The organism is Pusillimonas sp. ANT_WB101 (genome assembly GCF_008369125.1).
Lineage (GTDB): Bacteria > Pseudomonadota > Gammaproteobacteria > Burkholderiales > Burkholderiaceae_B > Allopusillimonas.
On record NZ_VOAY01000001.1, the window covers coordinates 94,736 to 110,901 of the forward strand.

Sequence of the window (16,166 nt, forward strand, 5' to 3'; positions counted from 1 at the left end):
AAACCAAGCGTTAATCAATGTTTAAGGGAGGCGACGACGGACTTTGGTTGGCGCCTATTCCCTGCAAGACTGTATCCACTATTGTAAGAATGTAGTCATCCATATGCCCGGCAAAGCGATCACGCAAACGGGCGGGGGTGTTGCGAACATGATTTGACACTGCCCCAGCAATCAAATCTGCGACAAGCGCAATCGAGGTTCTCGAGGGAAGTTCGCCACGTTCGATGCCACGGCGGATGAGTGCTCGGGTGCTGCGCGAGTGGTCTGGGTAGGGCTTCGCGCCCAGCGCCTTACGCAAGTCAGGGTAGAAGCGTGCATCTATAGTCAGTCGGTAGGTGAGTACCCCTTCGTCAGTTTCCAGGTGCGCATGCCAGCGCCGAGCGAATTCGATGAGATCAGTGCGTACATGCCCGGTGTCAATGCCTGCGATGAAGTCTGTCCGCGACTGAACGAGTTCGAAGAGTAGCTGAGCCTTGTTGTGCCAGCGCAGATATAAAGATCCTTTACCAACTTTGGATCGCCTGGCGACCTCATCAAAGTTGAAGCCAGCCCACCCGCGCTTGGCGTAAAGCGCGCAGGCCGCTACGAACACTCTCTGCTCTAAACCGCCCGCTCGAGGACGTCCGACAGGTCTTGATTCCATGTGTGAGCTCCTGTTTTCGTATTGCATTAGAAGGTCTTTTTTTTTTGGACGGAAACCGTCAGGAAATGATAGACTAAAAAAAACTAAAAAACATTGTTAATAAAATTTATAACAACCAAAGGAGTAGACATGAGACTAAATCTGATAATGGCTGGATTACTGACGATTATGGGAACCGGAGCGGCACTGGCAGCAACCCCGGGAATTTCAGATGACGTCATAAAAATTGGCGTCATGACCGACTTGAGCGGGCCCTATTCGGCAACCGGCGGACGCGGATCTGTAGTCGCGACAGAGATGGCCGTAGCCGAGTTTGGAGGGGAAATCAATGGCAAGAAAATAGAAATAATTACTGCTGACCACCAGGGCAAGCCTGATATCGCGGCAGGCACTGCGCGCAAGTGGCTAGACGTGGATCACGTTGACGTTATCACCGAGATCAACAACAGTGCGGTTGCGTTAAGCATCTACAACTTGGCAAAAGAAAAAAATGCTCTGGTGCTGGCAACCGGCCCTGCAAGCGATGCCCTAACGTATACCAGCTGCATTCCAACAGGCATTCATTACACCTATGACACATTCGCCTTCGCCAACAGCTCGGTAAATGGCTTGGCACAAACCGGCAAGAAAGACTGGTTTATGATCGCTGCGGACTACGCGTTCGGGAAGGCAGGTGAAGAAGCCACCCGGGCTGCGCTAGCCAAAGTGGGTGGAAAAGTGGTTGACGGGCTGAAATTTCCACTCAATACGACCGACTTCTCGTCCTTCATCTTGTCGGCGCAAAGTTCCAATGCTTCGATAATTGGGCTGGTAAGTGCCGGTGCTGACACCGTCAATGCGATTAAGGCTGCGAAAGAATTTGGCGTGACCCAGATTGTTGCGCCGCAGTTTCTCTTCATACAGGATGTGCATGCGCTCGGGCTGGAGACAGCACAAGGTGTGGTATTTGGAACAGCCTTTTATTGGGACAGAACCGCGGAAACACGCAAGTGGTCTGAAGAATTCTACAAGAGGATGAATCAGACATCGATGCCGTCACAGGAGCATGCAGGCCAGTACTCGGCTGTTTATCAATATTTAAAATCGATTAAGGCATTGGGTACGGACGATGCACGAGCGATCGTCGCCGATTGGCGAGGAAAGCCGATCAATGACATGTTTGCGCAAAATGGTCATCTGCGCGAAGACGGCCGCTTTGTGCACGATATGTACGTGGCCAAAGTGAAGTCTCCGGCTGAATCGAAAGCGCCGTGGGACTATTACGACATCATCGCGACCGTGCCGGGTGATCAGGCGTTTCGACCCATGGATCAAGGGAAATGCGACCTGAAAGCTCAAGCGTTGGGGAAATAATATGTCGCAGCATGTGAACTATCCGAAGTTGGAAATGCTTATCGACGGGCAATGGCTTGATTGCACGGGGCGAGATTCCGAACCCGTGATCAATCCTGCAACCGGTGAAACCATTGCTCAGTTGCCGCATGCAACGCAAGCTGACCTAGATCGTGCAGTGAAATCGGCGAGTGCGGCGCTCCCTCTATGGCGAGCACGCGCGCTCGCAGAAAGAGTGGCTATTCTCAAACGTGCAGGGCAACTGATTCAGGAGCGCAGCGGAGACATCGCGCGGTGGCTAACCCTGGACACCGGAAAACCGCTTAAAGAGGCGACTGGTGAAGTCATGGCCGCGGGCACGACACTTGAATGGTATGCAGAGGAAAGTCGGCGTCTTTACGGAAGGACGATCCCTGGCAAGAACCCGGAGCACACCCTTTCCGTCTTGCTGCAGCCCGTGGGGGTTTGTGCGGCTTTTTCTCCGTGGAATTTCCCTGCCACCTTGAGCGCACGAAAGATCGCAGGAGCGATCGCGGCAGGATGCAGCTTGGTTATAAAGCCCGCTGAAGAAACGCCATCTGCCGCCATCGCAGTCGCGCGCGCACTGATGGACGCCGGGCTGCCCGCCGGCGTATTGAATGTTGTGTTCGGGGCGCCCGCAGAGATATCAGACTACCTTCTGAGCAGGGACGAAATCCGGAAATTCTCATTTACGGGTTCTACCGCCGTGGGGAAGATCCTGGCAGAAAAGGCAGCCCGAGGGTTGAAAAAGGCAACGCTAGAATTAGGTGGCCATGCTCCCACGATCATCTGCGAAGACGCTGATCTTGAGAGTGTCGTGGAGGCTTTGGTACAGGCTAAATGTCGAACGGCAGGCCAGGTATGCATTGCTCCAACCCGGGTTATGGTTGCCGAGCCCCTCTACGAGAAATTCATCGCCGCAATAGTACCGAGGATGGAGCGCGTTCGGGTGGGTGATGGCCTGAATCCAGAGTCTGAAATGGGACCGTTGATCGGGCCCAGGCGAGCCAGCATCATGAAGGAGCTTGTTGAAGACGCTCAATCGAAAGGTGCTCGGGTCCTATGCGGCGGAAAGGCACCGGACGCCCAGAAGCGTGGTTATTTCTGGATGCCGACGGTTCTGGCAGACGTGCCGCACGAGGCCCGTGTGATGAACGAAGAGCCGTTCGGGCCCATCATGCTCGTGCAGAAATATAAAACACTGGACGACGCCATCAGCGAGGCGAATCGCCTCCCGTACGGTCTGGCTGCTTATGTATTCACGCAGAACAGCATCACACGCCGCAGGGTTGTGAACGAAATCGAAAGCGGCGCGATAGGCATTAATAGCTTTTATGTTTCTATGAACGAGGCACCCTTTGGTGGAATCAAAGAGAGTGGCTACGGTGTGGAAATGGGCAGCGAAGGCTTGCGAGAGTACCTGAACATTAAGTTGGTCAGCGAAGATTTTCTCGGGCTACGTTAGGTTGAAAAGGAGCCACGATGATTAGTTATAAATTGTTTGGATATGGTGAATCCCTGCGACGGATCGAGTCCGATTTGCCAGAAGTCGGTGAGAACGAAATCCTGTTGCAGGTCAAAGCAGCCGGCGTGTGTCATTCTGACTTGCACATACGGCACGGCTCTTACGACCTAGGCAATGGGCGGCAGCTGAGTATGGCAGACCGGGGGCTTCCATTGCCTTTAACCCTTGGGCACGAAATAGCTGGTACTGCAGTACAGGCAGGCGCAAAGGTGCTCGGTATCGAGCTGGGCCGCAATTATTTGGTTTACCCGTGGCAGGGGTGTGGGTCATGTGCAATGTGCACATCAGGGCACGAAAATTTATGCCCCAATGCAAATCGCTCGATGGGTGTGTACCAGCAAGGGGGTTACTCGGATCATGTCCTTGTCACCGATGCGCGGTATCTCATTGACATTGGCGATATGAAGCCTGCTGAAGCGGCCCCTTATGCATGCTCAGGTGTCACAACCTATTCAGCCATGCGCAAATTCGATGCCGAAATCTTCTCCAGAGAATCGTTAGTCGTCTATGGCGCAGGCGGGCTCGGGCTCATGGCGGTAAGCATCGCCAAGGCAATGGGGTGTGCTTGCATCGTGGTCGTAGATCCTGATGTGCGCAAGCGCGACGCGGCACTTCATGCGGGGGCAAGCACGTTTGTCAGCGCAAGCGGGCAGGACGCAGCCGAGCAGATCCGTACGGGGGCGGGCGGCAGGGTTTATATGATCCTGGATTGCGTCGGGTCGAGTGACACGGTTCAACAGGGGTTAGATTTGCTTGCGAAGGGCGGCAAGCTGGTACAAGTGGGCCTGTTCGGCGGGCACGTCGATGTGCCCACGCCGAGTATGCCATTGGGCGTCAAAGGTTACCAGGGGAGTTATGTCGGAAGTATTGATGAGACCAAAGAGCTCATTGCACTTGTCCGCGACAAGAAGATACCGCAAATTCCCACAACACTACGGAAGCTGGAAGAAGCGAACGATGCCCTGGAAACCTTGGAGAAAGGCAACGCAGTGGGACGACAGGTCTTGGTCCCGTAATCCATTAGAAGATCAACTGAAGCAGTGTGATTGTCAATGGAAACTGGCGGGTTAAATAGCGTTGTATGTGTCCGACAAACCATGAATAAATAATTAAATTGGTCAAATAAAGCACAGCAGCGGATGCCCATCTGTACCAGAATACTCAGGTAAGTTTTCCTGTTATGCGAAGCTTCGCATAACAGGAAAAACAGCATTTATCACAATGCTGGTTAAACGTTGTCTATTATCTAAAACCCCACATGCCACCCCATGGACCAAAATCGAAAGCGTTATCGTCCATCGTAGCCGTCATCTGCTGCTCGTTAGCCAGATTTTTCTGGAATACCATTTGACTATATTTGGAATACGCAGCTTGATTGCCAGAGTAAACGCATTGGCAAACAATAGGATCTGCATAGAGGTAGACAATCTGATTGTTTTGATTCTGCTGAAGAAATTTGTTCGGCGGTAATTTTTTTAGTGCGGCTTGTTGCTGGGGGGACGTCGCTGACTTTGCTACAAACCCCGCAGCGGATAATAAATCTTCCTTCCCTGAAACCACCTGTGAAGGTGACTGACAACCAACCAGGAAAAGCCCGAGACAAATAGTAACAGCCATACGTATTTTCATTTTCGTCTCCAAGAGATTTTTGTCATTGAAAACACACTTGCCAGTGCAAGGCTGACGGCGGTGTGGGGGCTACTGGGGAACTTTTTCACGATAATTGCTCCTGATCCAGATACTAATCTGATCACAGAAAACCACCACGGTGAATTGTCCTTTGGGGCAAAAAGGCGGGCGAGAAAATGTGGGCATGACATTTTGGTTAGCTATTGCGCACGAGCCGCTTGCTGGTATCGCAGGCGTGCTGATGCCGTCCAGCATCTGGCAAGTTGGCATCGCTATCTTTCGTGAAGTTCTACTTGTTGATTCTTGGACTGCCCGGAGAACCGTACTCACTTCCGGCCTATGATTGTACTGACGCGGATATTGTGATTTTGAAACCCGAGAAGTATCGTTTTTATCCCTCGATCAGCCAGTCCGCAGTAACGTGGAGATCTTTCGATGATAGAAAGTTCACGTTCAAGGTTGCGGCGACATCTGTGCGCGGCAGCCCGGCATGGGATGGGACCAGTATCGTCAAGGGATAAGACGTATAGGCGGAGATCCGTCTGCTTTGCCTACTACTAGCAAGGAGGCAGCGGATTCGGTTGCTGCGTTTGTCGAGCTTCACATCGAACAAGGTCCGGTGCTAGAAATCGAGCAGTTGCCCATCGGCGTGGTCACGAATATTGTCGGTATTCGCCGTTATAGGGTGGTGCTCAAGGGGCAACCGGATCATGCTGGCACGACTCCCATGACTGTTCGTAGTGATGCGTTTGTCGCTGCAGCGCGCATTATCGATGCTGTCAGCTCGAAGGCGCTGGCAATGCAAGTAGGGCCGCACTATGTTGTTGCGACGATCGGACATCTTGTGTTGACGCCTAACGCGTCCAATGCCGTGCCGGGGCGCGTTGAAATGATGTTGGAGGTGCGTAGCGATAGCGGTGATGTGTTGCAGACGTTCTGCGAACCATGGCTTGAAACATTCCGCCCGCAAGTCGATGCGCTGCGCGTGCACTTAAGTTGGACGGAGATCAGTCGATCGGACCCAACGGATTGCTCCGCATCTGTGATGGTGCAAATCGAGGAGGCATCTCGCATGCTCGGCCATCAATACAAAAGAATGCCTAGTGGTGCGGGTCATGACGCAGCGTATCTGGCTAAGGCCGGTCCTGCGGGGATGATTTTCATACCGTGTTTGAAAGGGCGCAGCCATTGTCCGGAAGAGTGGGTTACAGCGGATCAACTGCAGGTAGGTTGCCAGGTCTTATATCAAACTATTCTCAAGCTGGATCAAGCTATTGCCCGCCCGTGAACGCTTCGGCGTCGAATCATTCGATACGGGCAGGTATTTGACCGAAGCCTGTATTGCCCCCAGCTCAAAAGCGATTGGCATGGCGCTGTACGAGACCGAGACCGAACAGAAGGGCACCGATGCCCAGGTCATCAGCCTCGTTTGCAATGAAGTCCGGTTAACGGCGCCTCACACTGCAAACGCCTTGCGAAACGGCGATATCGTCTTGATCGAAGCCAATCCCGAGGCACTGGCCAGCGCGCTCGATAGCCTGAGTCTGATGTTCGGCAAAGGAAAGCCCAAGGACAAAGACGAAGAGACAGAGGCCGACGAAAGAGGAGCGTGAGCGCATTCAGCGAAGAATCGTTTTCAGGAGCCCATCGGCGAATACGATAGGGCACGGTACCGCGGATGGTGATCTGCTCGACGGTACAGGGTCTGTGCGGGGCGTAGGGCGGGGGTTGCATGCTCATGAGTAAGTTGTAAGCTCTACTCTCGCGCTAATAGTGTAGGGTTGGATTCTCCGCGTCCCTGTGTATACTCGCATTCGTACCTCGAAATCACGCACAAGTATGAACCATGGAGAGTGTTTTGCCCAAGCGGAATGAAACCACCACTGCACTTAACAACTCCCGTTCTGTGTCCCGTGCGGAATTTGTTTATTCGCGACTGCGGGAAGAAATTAGCCAACAGTCTTTAAGGCCGGGAGATCGTCTCCGAGAGGTCGAGGTATCAGACAGATTGGAGGTCAGCCGTACGCCGGTACGCGAAGCCTTGAAACGTCTTGAGGCTGAAGGTCTTATAGAAACGAATTCGGCCAGAGGCCTGTGCGTCACTACGCTTTCGCCTGCTCGTGTAATGGAACTGTATGCCATGCGGGAGCTTCTGGCAGGAGCGGCGGCGCGCTTTGCGGCGACCCAGGCGTCTGCGTTCGAAGTTCAGTCTATGCAGCATATGGTCGAGCGAATGGCATTGGCTCAAACTGCTGAAGAGGCGGCTGAAGGCAACCGGCGGCTGCACATGGCTATTGTGGATGCGGCCCATAACGCTTATCTCACAAGTGCTTTCAACGTGTTATCAAATGCACTGATTTTGCTGGGCAAGACAACGTACCTGGAACCAGGACGAATGCAAAGCGGGCTTGAAGAGAATCGGGCAATTGTCGATGCGATAGCCAGCCACGACCCTGCTGCCGCCGAGAAAGCCGCTCGAGAGCATATTTATAATGCCGGCCAGGTGCGGCTGCAAATCATGTTTGCCACCCAACTGAAATAGACGCTGGCGTGCAGGGCAGAATTTCAATTTCACGCCCAAGAAATCGTTAAGCCAGAGCACGGAGCTGCCTACTATATAAGGTGTTTTGCGAACTCTTAGTCATTGTTGCTCAGTATGGAATATGCGGCCTTTATCGCCGGATTATCGTCGTTCCAGCGCTGTGCGCAATATAGGACGATGGCAGCTATATTTTCCTCCTCCACCAGTGGCAGGTAGCGCAAGCCACCGGGCCGGAGGCTGGAACCAGAAGCTGGTACCAGAGCTAACCCCATACCTGCTTCGACCAGCGACAAAAGTGTTGGCGTGACGCTTTTGTGAACGATGCGAGGTTGAATCTGAAAATGGGCAAAGATACTTTGTATCCGTTCACGGAAATATAGAGCAGCATCGGCGCTAAAGCCTATGAATGGCAGGCCGTGTAATTTTTCCGGCTCGATGCTCGCAAGCGCAGCATAGGGGTGGATGCCGTCTTGTATCCGGCTGCGGCAGGTGAGGCCGATGAAGGCCTTGCCTCGGCAGGAGACCCTCGGTTTGGCGTTTTATGGACTTTACTTCACTTGCCATCTGTATTGTTCCCCATCGATCTTGGTCCCAAGGGCTTGCCATTGGGTTTGCAAATGATTGGTCGCTACGGGCAAGACACCGGATTGCTGGCGGTGGTGAATGCGGTCACCAGACATGTCGGGCCGGTAGGCCCCGACATATCTGGATAAGTAAAAATGGGTGGGCTATGGTTTGGGCCAGCGCCCGCCCAAGGTTAACGTGGCTTTTTCGGCTGCCTGTAGTGCCATCTTCGACATTTTCTTTATTGCGGCGGGCGTAAATCGCTCTTTTGGTCCGGACAGTGATATTGCGCCGCAAAATACGTTGTCAGCACCGAAAACTGGACTCGCGACGGCAGCACAGATGGGGTCGCGTTCGCCCATGGACAAGGTAAGGAGCTCGGTCTTTTTAGGAATGCTCTCACTGTACAGGGTGATCAGCTTTCCAGCGGCACCCCGGTCCAGAGGAAGGAGTTCACCGACCCTTATGCGGTCAAGCGTGGAATGGTGAGAGTCGACACGTAGCAAACAGATGCGCAAGCTAGCGTCGTGATAGGTGTGGAAAGACGCGCTTTCGCTGCCATTGTCGACCATGTCTTGCAGCAAGGGTAAAACCACTTCGGATAGTCTGTACGCTGCCTCATAAGCGCGGCCCAGTTGATGGGCGTAGGAGCCTATCGCATAGCGTCCGTCGCTGCGCCGAATTACCAGCCTGGCTCTTTCGAGCGATGAGATCAGGCGCAGGAGCGTGCTTTTATAAAAGCCGGTTGCGCGCGACAGGTCGGCCAGGGTCATGGGTTCGTGGTGCTGCGATACAACGTCAACAATAGCCAGGGCGCGATCTACCGCAGCGACGCCGTCATTTTCCGGAACAGAGTTGGTGCTCATGAGGTAAGTATTTGAGAGATTGATGGCATTAGGTTCTGATTATGCCATGCGACCCGCAAGGGCAACAGCAGTCCGACGAATGCCGGGCTCTGTTAGCTGACGTTTATTTCCCTTCAAAGACAAGTGAGATGGCGGGCGCATACTTGTCGCCGTGTCCGGCTGCGATGGCTTTATCAAAACACGCCACCAGGTTTTTCGCGCCTGTTGCTTCGACACCGACTTGTTCAGCCAGACCCACGGCATACAGTAAGTCTTTTCTTGCATAAGAAACTGGAAAAGCCTTCTCGGGAAAATTCTGAGGTGCGATCGCTTTCATGCCGTGGTTACGAAGGGCAAAGCTGTCTGCCGAACCCGTCGACATCGCTGAGAAGAGCATGTCGGGATTCACCCCGGCGCGTGCACCGATTGCCCGGGCTTCGGCGAGGGCAAGAACGGTTTCATACAAAACCATGTTGTTCAGGATTTTGACGACTTGGCCGGCGCCGATTCCGCCCACATGCGTGACGTCTGAAGCGAAGGTATCGAGCAAGGGCTTTATGCTAAGGAAAACATCGTCGTCGGCGCCGACCGGTACCGCCAACGTGCCGGCTTCGGCCGCTGCGCGTGTGCGCATGACGGGCGCATCTGCAAAACGCATGCCATGTTTTGCGAGCTCTGCCGCAACCCCGCGACTGAGGTCGACAGGTGAGGTGCTGAGGTCGACGATTAGTTGGTTCTTGCGGCCATTGTGCAGCAAGCCGTTTTCCTGGCTACCCAAAATGACTTTCTCGACGATTTGACCGGACGGAAGAGACAGGAAAATAATATCGGCCTGGGCTGAAATGTCATTTGCTGTGGCGATTTGCACACCGTGTTGGGCCAGGCGCTGCAAGGGTACTGAGTCATGATCGTGCGCGAGTACTTTCAAGCCACTTTTCGTGGCGAGGTGGCGACAGATAGGTTCGCCCATGACACCGACGCCAATGAAACCTATGGTTTTAAATACTGACATGGATTGATTTCCTTTTCTCGCTTGTCAATTGATGCTGTGGTTGTTCATGAGACATGTATGCGTCAACCCATGTTGTTGGGGTCCATGCTCCAGTAAATGCCTTTGCTTTGCTGGTAAAGACGCAAGCCAGTAACACCTTTTTCACGCCCAATGCCACTGTCTTTGAAGCCACCAAAGGGCGTAGAAATTGACAACTGTTTGTAGGTGTTGATCCAAACCAGTCCGGTTTCCAGTGCACGAGCAACACGCCATGCGCGTTGATAATTAGCTGTCCAGATTCCGGACGCCAGCCCGAATGCGCTGTCATTGGCCTGAGCGATCAGGTCAGCCTCATCTTCGAACCGCAATACACACAAGACCGGACCAAAAATTTCATCTCTGACTGCGATCGCCTGATTGTCCAAACCGGTAATGATTGTGGGTAGAAAAAATGCGCCATTTTCAAACTGAGAACCTTCTGGACGTTTTCCTCCAAGTGCGATCTGGCCGCCTTCTGCTTTGGCGGATTCGACGAATTTTTCGATACGCGCCCGGTGTCCGAAGCTGGAAAGAGGGCCCATTTGGGCGCCGGCGACTTCTGGTTGATCGACCTTGATAGTGCTACTGCGCTTTACCAGCAGAGCGATGAACTCGTCGTAAATACTGGCCTGAACGAATAGGCGTGAACCTGCAACGCAAGACTGCCCGCTACCTTCGAAAATACCGCCAATAATGCTCTGGACTGCTGCGTCAAGATTGGCATCTTCAAACACGATATGCGGGGATTTTCCTCCCAGTTCTAAAGCAACAGGGATTAAACGCCCGGCAGCTATCATGCCGATACTGCGACCTGTTGCCGTACCTCCGGTAAAGGACACCATACGCACGTCGCGATGCTGGACCAGCGCTTTGCCGGTTACTGCACCGTCACCGGTCAGCACATTCAGGATGCCAGGAGGCAAGCCTGCTTGCAGGCCGATTTCTCCGAGAAGCAAGGCAGGCGAAGGGGTGATTTCAGAAGGCTTGAGAATGACAGCATTTCCGGCGGCCAGAGCGGGCGCGACCTTTTGTGCTTCCATGGTCAGGGGCGAGTTCCAGGGGGTAATCGCTGCAACGACACCGTAGGGTTCGTATGCGGTCATGGATAAATAATTGCCGCGTGATGGGGTAATTTCGGAACCCAGTGTTTCGCAGACGGACGCAAAGTAGCGGAAGGTTGCTGCGGCACTGCTGGCTTGTGCCTTGCATTCAGACCATACCTTGCCGTTCTCTTGCATTTGCAAGCGCGCGAATTCATCTCCATGCTGGACGATGAGGTCTGCCATGCGCACGAGCAGCTGTGCCCGTACATGGGGCAGCATATTTTTCCAGGCAGGCTCGGCAGCCGCAGCCTTGGCGGATGCGACCGCTGCGTCGACCTGCGCGTGCGAAGCCACTTGCAATGCGTAATTGACTTTCCCGTTTGCGGGATTGATCGAATCGAATGACTCGGTCGCGCCTGATACCCATTCACCGTTGATGAGCAGAGGTTTGGGATCTTGGTCGGGCTGTTGCGACATGTGTTGTGACTCCGAAGGAATGCAGGTGTTCTTTGAGGTTGTATGCATTGTTGTTCTTTCTAGCGGTACGATCGTTCTATTTTATGGCTTGGCTACAGCTGATGTCAATCATGGAATGGACCAGGTGTCGCTACTATTTATTTTCTTTGCGAGTTTGATAAAGATATGCGAGAATTCTTTCTGATAGAACGTATGTTCTGTTTATGAGAAGTCCACTAACCTGCGCAATGACGTGGGGGTGTGCTCATCGGAATACTCAACAAGGAAAATCAATGACGTTCAAAAAATTATCCGTATTCGCGGGCCTGAGCTGCGTTCTGTTCAGTACACTGGCCAATGCAGCCGGCTACCCGGATCAGCCGATCAATCTGGTGGTGCCTTATGCTGCGGGCGGGGCGACGGATGTCATCGCGCGTCTGGTCGCCACCGATATTTCCAAAGACCTTGGGCAAACCATTGTCGTTGTCAATAAGCCTGGCGCGGGTACTACCGTGGCCGCCGCAGAAGTCGCGCGTAGTGAGAGCGATGGGTATAAGCTGTACATGACGACGGCCGCGCATACCATTAGTGGCAGCCTTTACAAAAATCTTTCTTACGATCCTATCGCCGACTTCACGCCCATTACCCTCGTTGCCCGTATTCCTATTGTTCTGGTTACGGCGCCCGAACTTAACGTAAAAACACTGGACGAGTACATCAAGTACGCGAAGAACCGTCCTGAAGGCGTGACGGTAGGTTCGCCTGGAAATGGCTCCCCTCAGCATTTGACGCAGGCGTTGTTTAAAGAACGCACCGGCACTAAATTGGTACATATTCCTTACCGCGGCGATGCGCCCATGATTAATGATTTGCTTGGCGGCCAGGTGGAATCGGCTTTTGTAACGCTTTCTGCCGCGTTGCCATATATTCAGAGCAACACGCTCACCGCTATTGCCGTCGCGAACCCAACACGAATTGCAGCCATCCCCGATGTGCCCACAATGACGGAGGCGGGCCTGAACGACTTTAGCGCAGCAACGTGGTTTGGCTTGTTCGGACCCAAAAACTTGCCGGCTAGCGTGTCTGAGACAATTTTCAAGTCTTCGCATAAAGCGGTTGCAGAGCCCGAGTTCACGAAACGTCTGGAGGCTATGGGTGCGGAAGTGGTAAACAGCGCACCAGCCGACTTCCAGAAGCTTGTGGTGAACGAGGCAGCCCAATGGGCTACGGCAGTGAAGGCATCCGGCGCCCAGGTCGACTAAACCGACAACCCTGGCGCCACATGTAGCATGACGGTGTCGGGGTTTTCTTGGCATATGGGCGGGTATAGTTGCATGACCATGGGATCATGCCCCGGCACGATGTGGTCCATGCTATCGGCCGCGCCCGTCAGTCGGGCGTAGCCTGCAAGCATGTCAGCAACGTTGTGCACGATGGGAAACGGCCGTTGTTTCTCCATGTTTTCGTAGTAATGCGAGGCATCGGAAGCGAGAACGACCCATCCTCTCGCTGTATTCACCCTGACGGACTGCAAGCCCTTGGTGTGACCGCCGATCTTAAGCACGCTGACGCCCGGCACTACGGGCTGGTCGCCCTCATGAAACACTACCCTATCGTCATACACCTTCCTGATCAGTGTGACGACGTCTTCCACTGCATAGGCATGGCGCAAAGGCTGGAAACACATGCAGCGCCCCGTTGCGTATTCCACCTCGCCATCCTGCACGTGAAAACGCGCATTGGGCAGTTTGTCCAGATTGCCGGCGTGATCGTAGTGCAGGTGGGTCAGAATGACATCTTGAATGTCGTCTCCCCGAACTCCGACGTCGGAAAGGGCGTCGATGGGACAGCGTATGAGTGCGCGTTGACGCACTGCGGCAGTCTGAGCATTGAAGCCCGTGTCCACCAGTACGACGCGCTCAGGCGAACGCAACACCCATACAAAGAAGTCCATGGGCATTGGCCCGTCATGGGGATCTCCGCCCAGGAAGTTATCCCGCCGGACGCGAGGCATATGGGCATACCGCAATGCATAGACCTCGTACTCGGGTATCGGCTTGGCATTTAGGTCAGACAAGATCAGACTCCCAGGTAAGATTTTTGTATGATGGGATCCGACAGAAGCTCATGGCCCGGACCGCTGCGTATGATCTCGCCATGTTCGAGTGCGAAGGCATAATGCGATAAACGCAATGCCAGACGGGCGTTCTGTTCGACCAAGATGATGGACATCTTCTTATCGCGGTTGATGCGCTCGATGGCCGCAGCGATCTCGGCAACGATTTTTGGCGCAATGCCTAACGAAGGTTCGTCGAGCATGAGCAGTCGGGGGTTCGCCATTAGCGCGCGCCCAATGGCTACCATTTGCTGCTCGCCGCCCGAGAGCGAACCGGCGAGCTGGCGCCGCCGCTCCAGAACTCGTGGGAATAATGCGTAGATTTCATCCAGGGTCCGATTGATGATGCTGCGCGAACGAACGCCGTGCGCGCCGGTCAGCAGGTTTTCCTGGACGGACATGCGTCCAAACAGTCGTCGGCCTTCCGGCGAAAGGGCGATGCCTGCCTGCACGCGAGTAGCGGCGCCGACGCGGGTGATGTCCTTGCCCTCAAGCAGAATCTGGCCGCCAGCGACCGGCGTCAGACCGATAATAGATCGCAGGGTCGTGCTCTTTCCTGCGCCGTTGGATCCAATCAAGGCAACGATATGACCCGCCTCCACGTTGAAACTAATACTGCGCACTGCTTCCAGGGGGCCATAGGATACCGTCAGGTTCTGGATATCAAGCATGGGCATAATCGGGTGCTCCGAGATAGGCTTCAATAACGGCGGGGTCTTGGCTGATTTGTTCCGGCGTCCCCTCGGCTATTTTTTCGCCTTGAACTAGTACGACGATGCGATGGCATAAATCCATCACAAGCGCCATATGATGTTCGACCAACAGCAACGTTAACCCGTCGTCGCGCAGCCGACGTAGCAGTCGGGTCAGGTCACGGCATTCTTCATGGTTCAGGCCGGCAGCGGGCTCATCGAGCAGCAGCATGCGTGGTTGAGTGGCCAGTGCCACAGCGATTCCGAGCTTCTTCTGCAAGCCATAGGGCAAGCTGCCGGCTGCTGCATTGCGCCAGGACTGCAGGTCGGTTACGCCGAGTATCTGATCGATCTCCGCCGGGATAGAAGTTGGGCTTAAATTTCGGTTGCGGCGCCCGGTCAACAGGCCGACAGCAGATCCTGCGATGCGTGACAGCATGCCTCGATAAACGTTTTCTGCAACGGTTTCGTTGGGGTAAGTCGATGTCGATTGGAAGGTGCGGGCGAGTCCGGCGGCGACCACGCGGCTGGGCGGCCCACCCGAAATGTTAATGCCGTTAAAGTGCACGGTACCTGACGAAGGTGGCACGGTGCCAGTGATTGCATTGAATGCCGTGGTCTTGCCTGCGCCATTGGGGCCAATCAGGCCGATGATTTCGCCTTCTTGTACAGAAAAGCTGAGGTTGTTTAATGCGATCAAGCCACCGAATCGACGGGTCAGACCACGAACAGCGAGTAATTCAGAACTCATGGGTTTCTCCGTGTGGCCAGGCTTCGTACAGCCTGCGGTAGTGCAGCCAACCCGCCAGGCAAAAAGCGCAGAATGAGAATCAGCGCAGCACCGTAGAAAATATGCTGTGTCTGGACTGCTCCCCGGAATAATTCGGGCAACGGGGTAAGAACAATGGCGCCTACCAAGGGTCCCCAGTTTGAGCGCCGCCCTCCTATCACCAGCATAATGATCAGGCCCACGGAAATGCTGATATTGAAAGACTCCGGCGAGATGTAGCCAATATACCGGGCCAGCAAGTTGCCACCAAATGCGGCCATTGCGCAACCGCACACAAAGGCAAACACCTGTAGACGATGCACGCTTAAGCCTGTGGATTCGGCGAGTCCGGCGTTGTCAGCGACGGAGTCGATGGCGTGCCCGAGCGGCGAGCGGAACAGACCGTGCATGATCAGGACGGATAGCAGGGCGACGACAAGAGCCAAGGCGTAGAAGGAAGCGCGGGTATCGAAGGTAAAGCCCAGCAGCGCTGCGGGATCAATCCCGGTAATGCCGTTTGCGCCGCCAGTAAACGCTGAAAAGTCCAGCAGGACCAGGCGGACCAGCTCGCCAAAAGCGAAGGTGACCAGAACGAAGTACACCCCCTTGAGGCGTAAAATAATCCAGCCAAGCACTAGTGCGATGATGGCGGTGGCCACTGTTCCCACGAGTGCTGAGCTCCAGAAAGCCAGGCCAAAGTGTTGGCTGGCCAAGACGCCGACATAGGCACCGATAGCTATAAAGGCCGCGTGGCCCAAGGAGAGTTGGCCCGACCGGCTGATGAGAGCAAGTCCATTGACCACGAGTACATTGAGCGCTGTCAGGACTGCCAGGTGAAGCACAAACTGGCTGGCGAACCAGGGCAAGATGACAATAATGGCCAGAACGGCCAGACCCAAGGCCAGCATTCCGTGGCGACGGACTGGGGATTGAGTGTTGATGCTGAGCGAAGTGCTCAT

The 16,166-nt window shown here is 54.3% G+C and carries 18 protein-coding genes; 8 read left to right on the forward strand and 10 right to left on the reverse strand.

Translation table 11 applies throughout. The features are described 5' to 3' along the window. Positions 1-10: 10 nt before the first annotated feature. A complete protein-coding gene (locus tag FQ179_RS00420; protein WP_188074465.1) occupies positions 11-643 on the reverse strand; it encodes a TetR/AcrR family transcriptional regulator in 633 nt (210 codons plus the stop codon). 129 nt (positions 644-772) lie between these two features. Between FQ179_RS00420 and FQ179_RS00425 the strand changes: the two genes are divergently transcribed. Genes FQ179_RS00425 through FQ179_RS00435 form a run of 3 tightly spaced genes read left to right on the forward strand, consistent with a single transcriptional unit; the run spans position 773 to position 4,537 of the window. Next, positions 773-1,996: an ABC transporter substrate-binding protein gene (locus FQ179_RS00425; RefSeq protein WP_149395321.1), complete on the forward strand. Its 1,224-nt coding sequence runs from the start codon at positions 773-775 to the stop codon at positions 1,994-1,996. A gap of 1 nt (position 1,997) precedes the next feature. Continuing rightward, entirely contained in the window at positions 1,998-3,461 is a 1,464-nt protein-coding gene (locus FQ179_RS00430; protein WP_149395322.1) for an NAD-dependent succinate-semialdehyde dehydrogenase, read from the forward strand. Positions 3,462-3,478: 17 nt separating this feature from the next. Beyond that, the gene (locus tag FQ179_RS00435) at positions 3,479-4,537 is read left to right on the forward strand and encodes an alcohol dehydrogenase (RefSeq protein ID WP_149395323.1); all 1,059 of its coding nucleotides are present in this window, start codon (positions 3,479-3,481) and stop codon (positions 4,535-4,537) included. A gap of 226 nt (positions 4,538-4,763) precedes the next feature. Here FQ179_RS00435 and FQ179_RS00440 read toward each other — a convergent pair whose 3' ends face one another. After that, complete coding sequence (locus tag FQ179_RS00440) at positions 4,764-5,150, reverse strand: hypothetical protein (protein WP_149395324.1); 387 nt, start codon at positions 5,148-5,150, stop codon at positions 4,764-4,766. A gap of 490 nt (positions 5,151-5,640) precedes the next feature. Here FQ179_RS00440 and FQ179_RS00445 point away from each other — a divergent pair, with 490 nt between their 5' ends. The 3 genes from FQ179_RS00445 (at position 5,641) to FQ179_RS00455 (ending at position 7,692) form a co-directional block, all read left to right on the forward strand. Next, positions 5,641-6,438 carry a hydantoinase/carbamoylase family amidase gene (locus tag FQ179_RS00445; protein WP_149395325.1) on the forward strand — a complete coding sequence of 266 codons (798 nt, stop codon included), beginning with the start codon at positions 5,641-5,643 and terminating at the stop codon, positions 6,436-6,438. Beyond that, on the forward strand, positions 6,425-6,763 hold the full coding sequence (locus FQ179_RS00450) for a hypothetical protein (RefSeq protein ID WP_149395326.1): 339 nt from the start codon (positions 6,425-6,427) through the stop codon (positions 6,761-6,763). Before FQ179_RS00445 ends, FQ179_RS00450 begins: the two co-directional genes overlap by 14 nt. 245 nt (positions 6,764-7,008) lie before the next feature. After that, positions 7,009-7,692, forward strand: coding sequence for a GntR family transcriptional regulator (locus FQ179_RS00455; protein ID WP_188074466.1), 684 nt, complete (start codon positions 7,009-7,011; stop codon positions 7,690-7,692). 95 nt (positions 7,693-7,787) lie between these two features. Here the strand turns inward: FQ179_RS00455 and FQ179_RS22865 are convergent, their stop codons facing one another. After that, positions 7,788-8,192 carry a LysR substrate-binding domain-containing protein gene (locus FQ179_RS22865; protein ID WP_149396834.1) on the reverse strand — a complete coding sequence of 135 codons (405 nt, stop codon included), beginning with the start codon at positions 8,190-8,192 and terminating at the stop codon, positions 7,788-7,790. Here FQ179_RS22865 and FQ179_RS00465 point away from each other — a divergent pair. Next, positions 8,151-8,405 (forward strand): hypothetical protein, encoded by a 255-nt coding sequence (locus FQ179_RS00465; RefSeq protein WP_149395328.1) that lies wholly within the window; start codon positions 8,151-8,153, stop codon positions 8,403-8,405. The genes FQ179_RS22865 and FQ179_RS00465 overlap by 42 nt on opposite strands. A 15-nt stretch (positions 8,406-8,420) precedes the next feature. Here the strand turns inward: FQ179_RS00465 and FQ179_RS00470 are convergent, their stop codons facing one another. The 3 genes from FQ179_RS00470 to FQ179_RS00480 all read right to left on the reverse strand — a co-directional run bounded on the left by FQ179_RS00470 (position 8,421) and on the right by FQ179_RS00480 (position 11,651). Then, a complete protein-coding gene (locus tag FQ179_RS00470) occupies positions 8,421-9,122 on the reverse strand; it encodes an IclR family transcriptional regulator (protein WP_149395329.1) in 702 nt (233 codons plus the stop codon). A gap of 103 nt (positions 9,123-9,225) precedes the next feature. Continuing rightward, the gene (locus FQ179_RS00475) at positions 9,226-10,113 is read right to left on the reverse strand and encodes an NAD(P)-dependent oxidoreductase (RefSeq protein WP_149395330.1); all 888 of its coding nucleotides are present in this window, start codon (positions 10,111-10,113) and stop codon (positions 9,226-9,228) included. Between the two features lie 62 nt (positions 10,114-10,175). After that, the gene (locus FQ179_RS00480; RefSeq protein WP_149395331.1) at positions 10,176-11,651 is read right to left on the reverse strand and encodes an aldehyde dehydrogenase; all 1,476 of its coding nucleotides are present in this window, start codon (positions 11,649-11,651) and stop codon (positions 10,176-10,178) included. A gap of 272 nt (positions 11,652-11,923) precedes the next feature. On the opposite strand from FQ179_RS00480, the gene FQ179_RS00485 reads away from it, so the two are divergent. After that, a complete protein-coding gene (locus FQ179_RS00485; protein ID WP_149395332.1) occupies positions 11,924-12,892 on the forward strand; it encodes a tripartite tricarboxylate transporter substrate binding protein in 969 nt (322 codons plus the stop codon). Here FQ179_RS00485 and FQ179_RS00490 read toward each other — a convergent pair. The 4 genes from FQ179_RS00490 to FQ179_RS00505 form a co-directional block, all read right to left on the reverse strand. Next, positions 12,889-13,644: an N-acyl homoserine lactonase family protein gene (locus FQ179_RS00490; RefSeq protein ID WP_149396835.1), complete on the reverse strand. Its 756-nt coding sequence runs from the start codon at positions 13,642-13,644 to the stop codon at positions 12,889-12,891. The genes FQ179_RS00485 and FQ179_RS00490 overlap by 4 nt on opposite strands. Positions 13,645-13,709: 65 nt before the next feature. Next, entirely contained in the window at positions 13,710-14,423 is a 714-nt protein-coding gene (locus FQ179_RS00495) for an ABC transporter ATP-binding protein (RefSeq protein WP_149396836.1), read from the reverse strand. Continuing rightward, a complete protein-coding gene (locus FQ179_RS00500; protein ID WP_149395333.1) occupies positions 14,410-15,189 on the reverse strand; it encodes an ABC transporter ATP-binding protein in 780 nt (259 codons plus the stop codon). The genes FQ179_RS00495 and FQ179_RS00500 overlap by 14 nt, the downstream gene beginning before the upstream one ends. After that, positions 15,186-16,166, reverse strand: coding sequence for a branched-chain amino acid ABC transporter permease (locus FQ179_RS00505; RefSeq protein WP_188074467.1), 981 nt, complete (start codon positions 16,164-16,166; stop codon positions 15,186-15,188). The genes FQ179_RS00500 and FQ179_RS00505 overlap by 4 nt, the downstream gene beginning before the upstream one ends.

Bases quoted from the DNA above. Each gene is read 5' to 3' on its own strand.
- FQ179_RS00470 (WP_149395329.1), bottom strand. From the start codon at position 9,122: ATGAGCACCAACTCTGTTCCGGAAAATGACGGCGTCGCTGCGGTAGAT.
- FQ179_RS00420 (WP_188074465.1), bottom strand. From the start codon at position 643: ATGGAATCAAGACCTGTCGGACGTCCTCGAGCGGGCGGTTTAGAGCAG.
- FQ179_RS00505 (WP_188074467.1), bottom strand. From the start codon at position 16,166: ATGAGCACTTCGCTCAGCATCAACACTCAATCCCCAGTCCGTCGCCAC.
- FQ179_RS00440 (WP_149395324.1), bottom strand. From the start codon at position 5,150: ATGAAAATACGTATGGCTGTTACTATTTGTCTCGGGCTTTTCCTGGTT.
- FQ179_RS00495 (WP_149396836.1), bottom strand. From the start codon at position 14,423: ATGCCCATGCTTGATATCCAGAACCTGACGGTATCCTATGGCCCCCTG.
- FQ179_RS00500 (WP_149395333.1), bottom strand. From the start codon at position 15,189: ATGAGTTCTGAATTACTCGCTGTTCGTGGTCTGACCCGTCGATTCGGT.
- FQ179_RS00485 (WP_149395332.1), top strand. From the start codon at position 11,924: ATGACGTTCAAAAAATTATCCGTATTCGCGGGCCTGAGCTGCGTTCTG.
- FQ179_RS00425 (WP_149395321.1), top strand. From the start codon at position 773: ATGAGACTAAATCTGATAATGGCTGGATTACTGACGATTATGGGAACC.
- FQ179_RS00435 (WP_149395323.1), top strand. From the start codon at position 3,479: ATGATTAGTTATAAATTGTTTGGATATGGTGAATCCCTGCGACGGATC.
- FQ179_RS00480 (WP_149395331.1), bottom strand. From the start codon at position 11,651: ATGTCGCAACAGCCCGACCAAGATCCCAAACCTCTGCTCATCAACGGT.
- FQ179_RS00430 (WP_149395322.1), top strand. From the start codon at position 1,998: ATGTCGCAGCATGTGAACTATCCGAAGTTGGAAATGCTTATCGACGGG.
- FQ179_RS00445 (WP_149395325.1), top strand. From the start codon at position 5,641: ATGGGATGGGACCAGTATCGTCAAGGGATAAGACGTATAGGCGGAGAT.
- FQ179_RS00490 (WP_149396835.1), bottom strand. From the start codon at position 13,644: ATGCCTCGCGTCCGGCGGGATAACTTCCTGGGCGGAGATCCCCATGAC.
- FQ179_RS00475 (WP_149395330.1), bottom strand. From the start codon at position 10,113: ATGTCAGTATTTAAAACCATAGGTTTCATTGGCGTCGGTGTCATGGGC.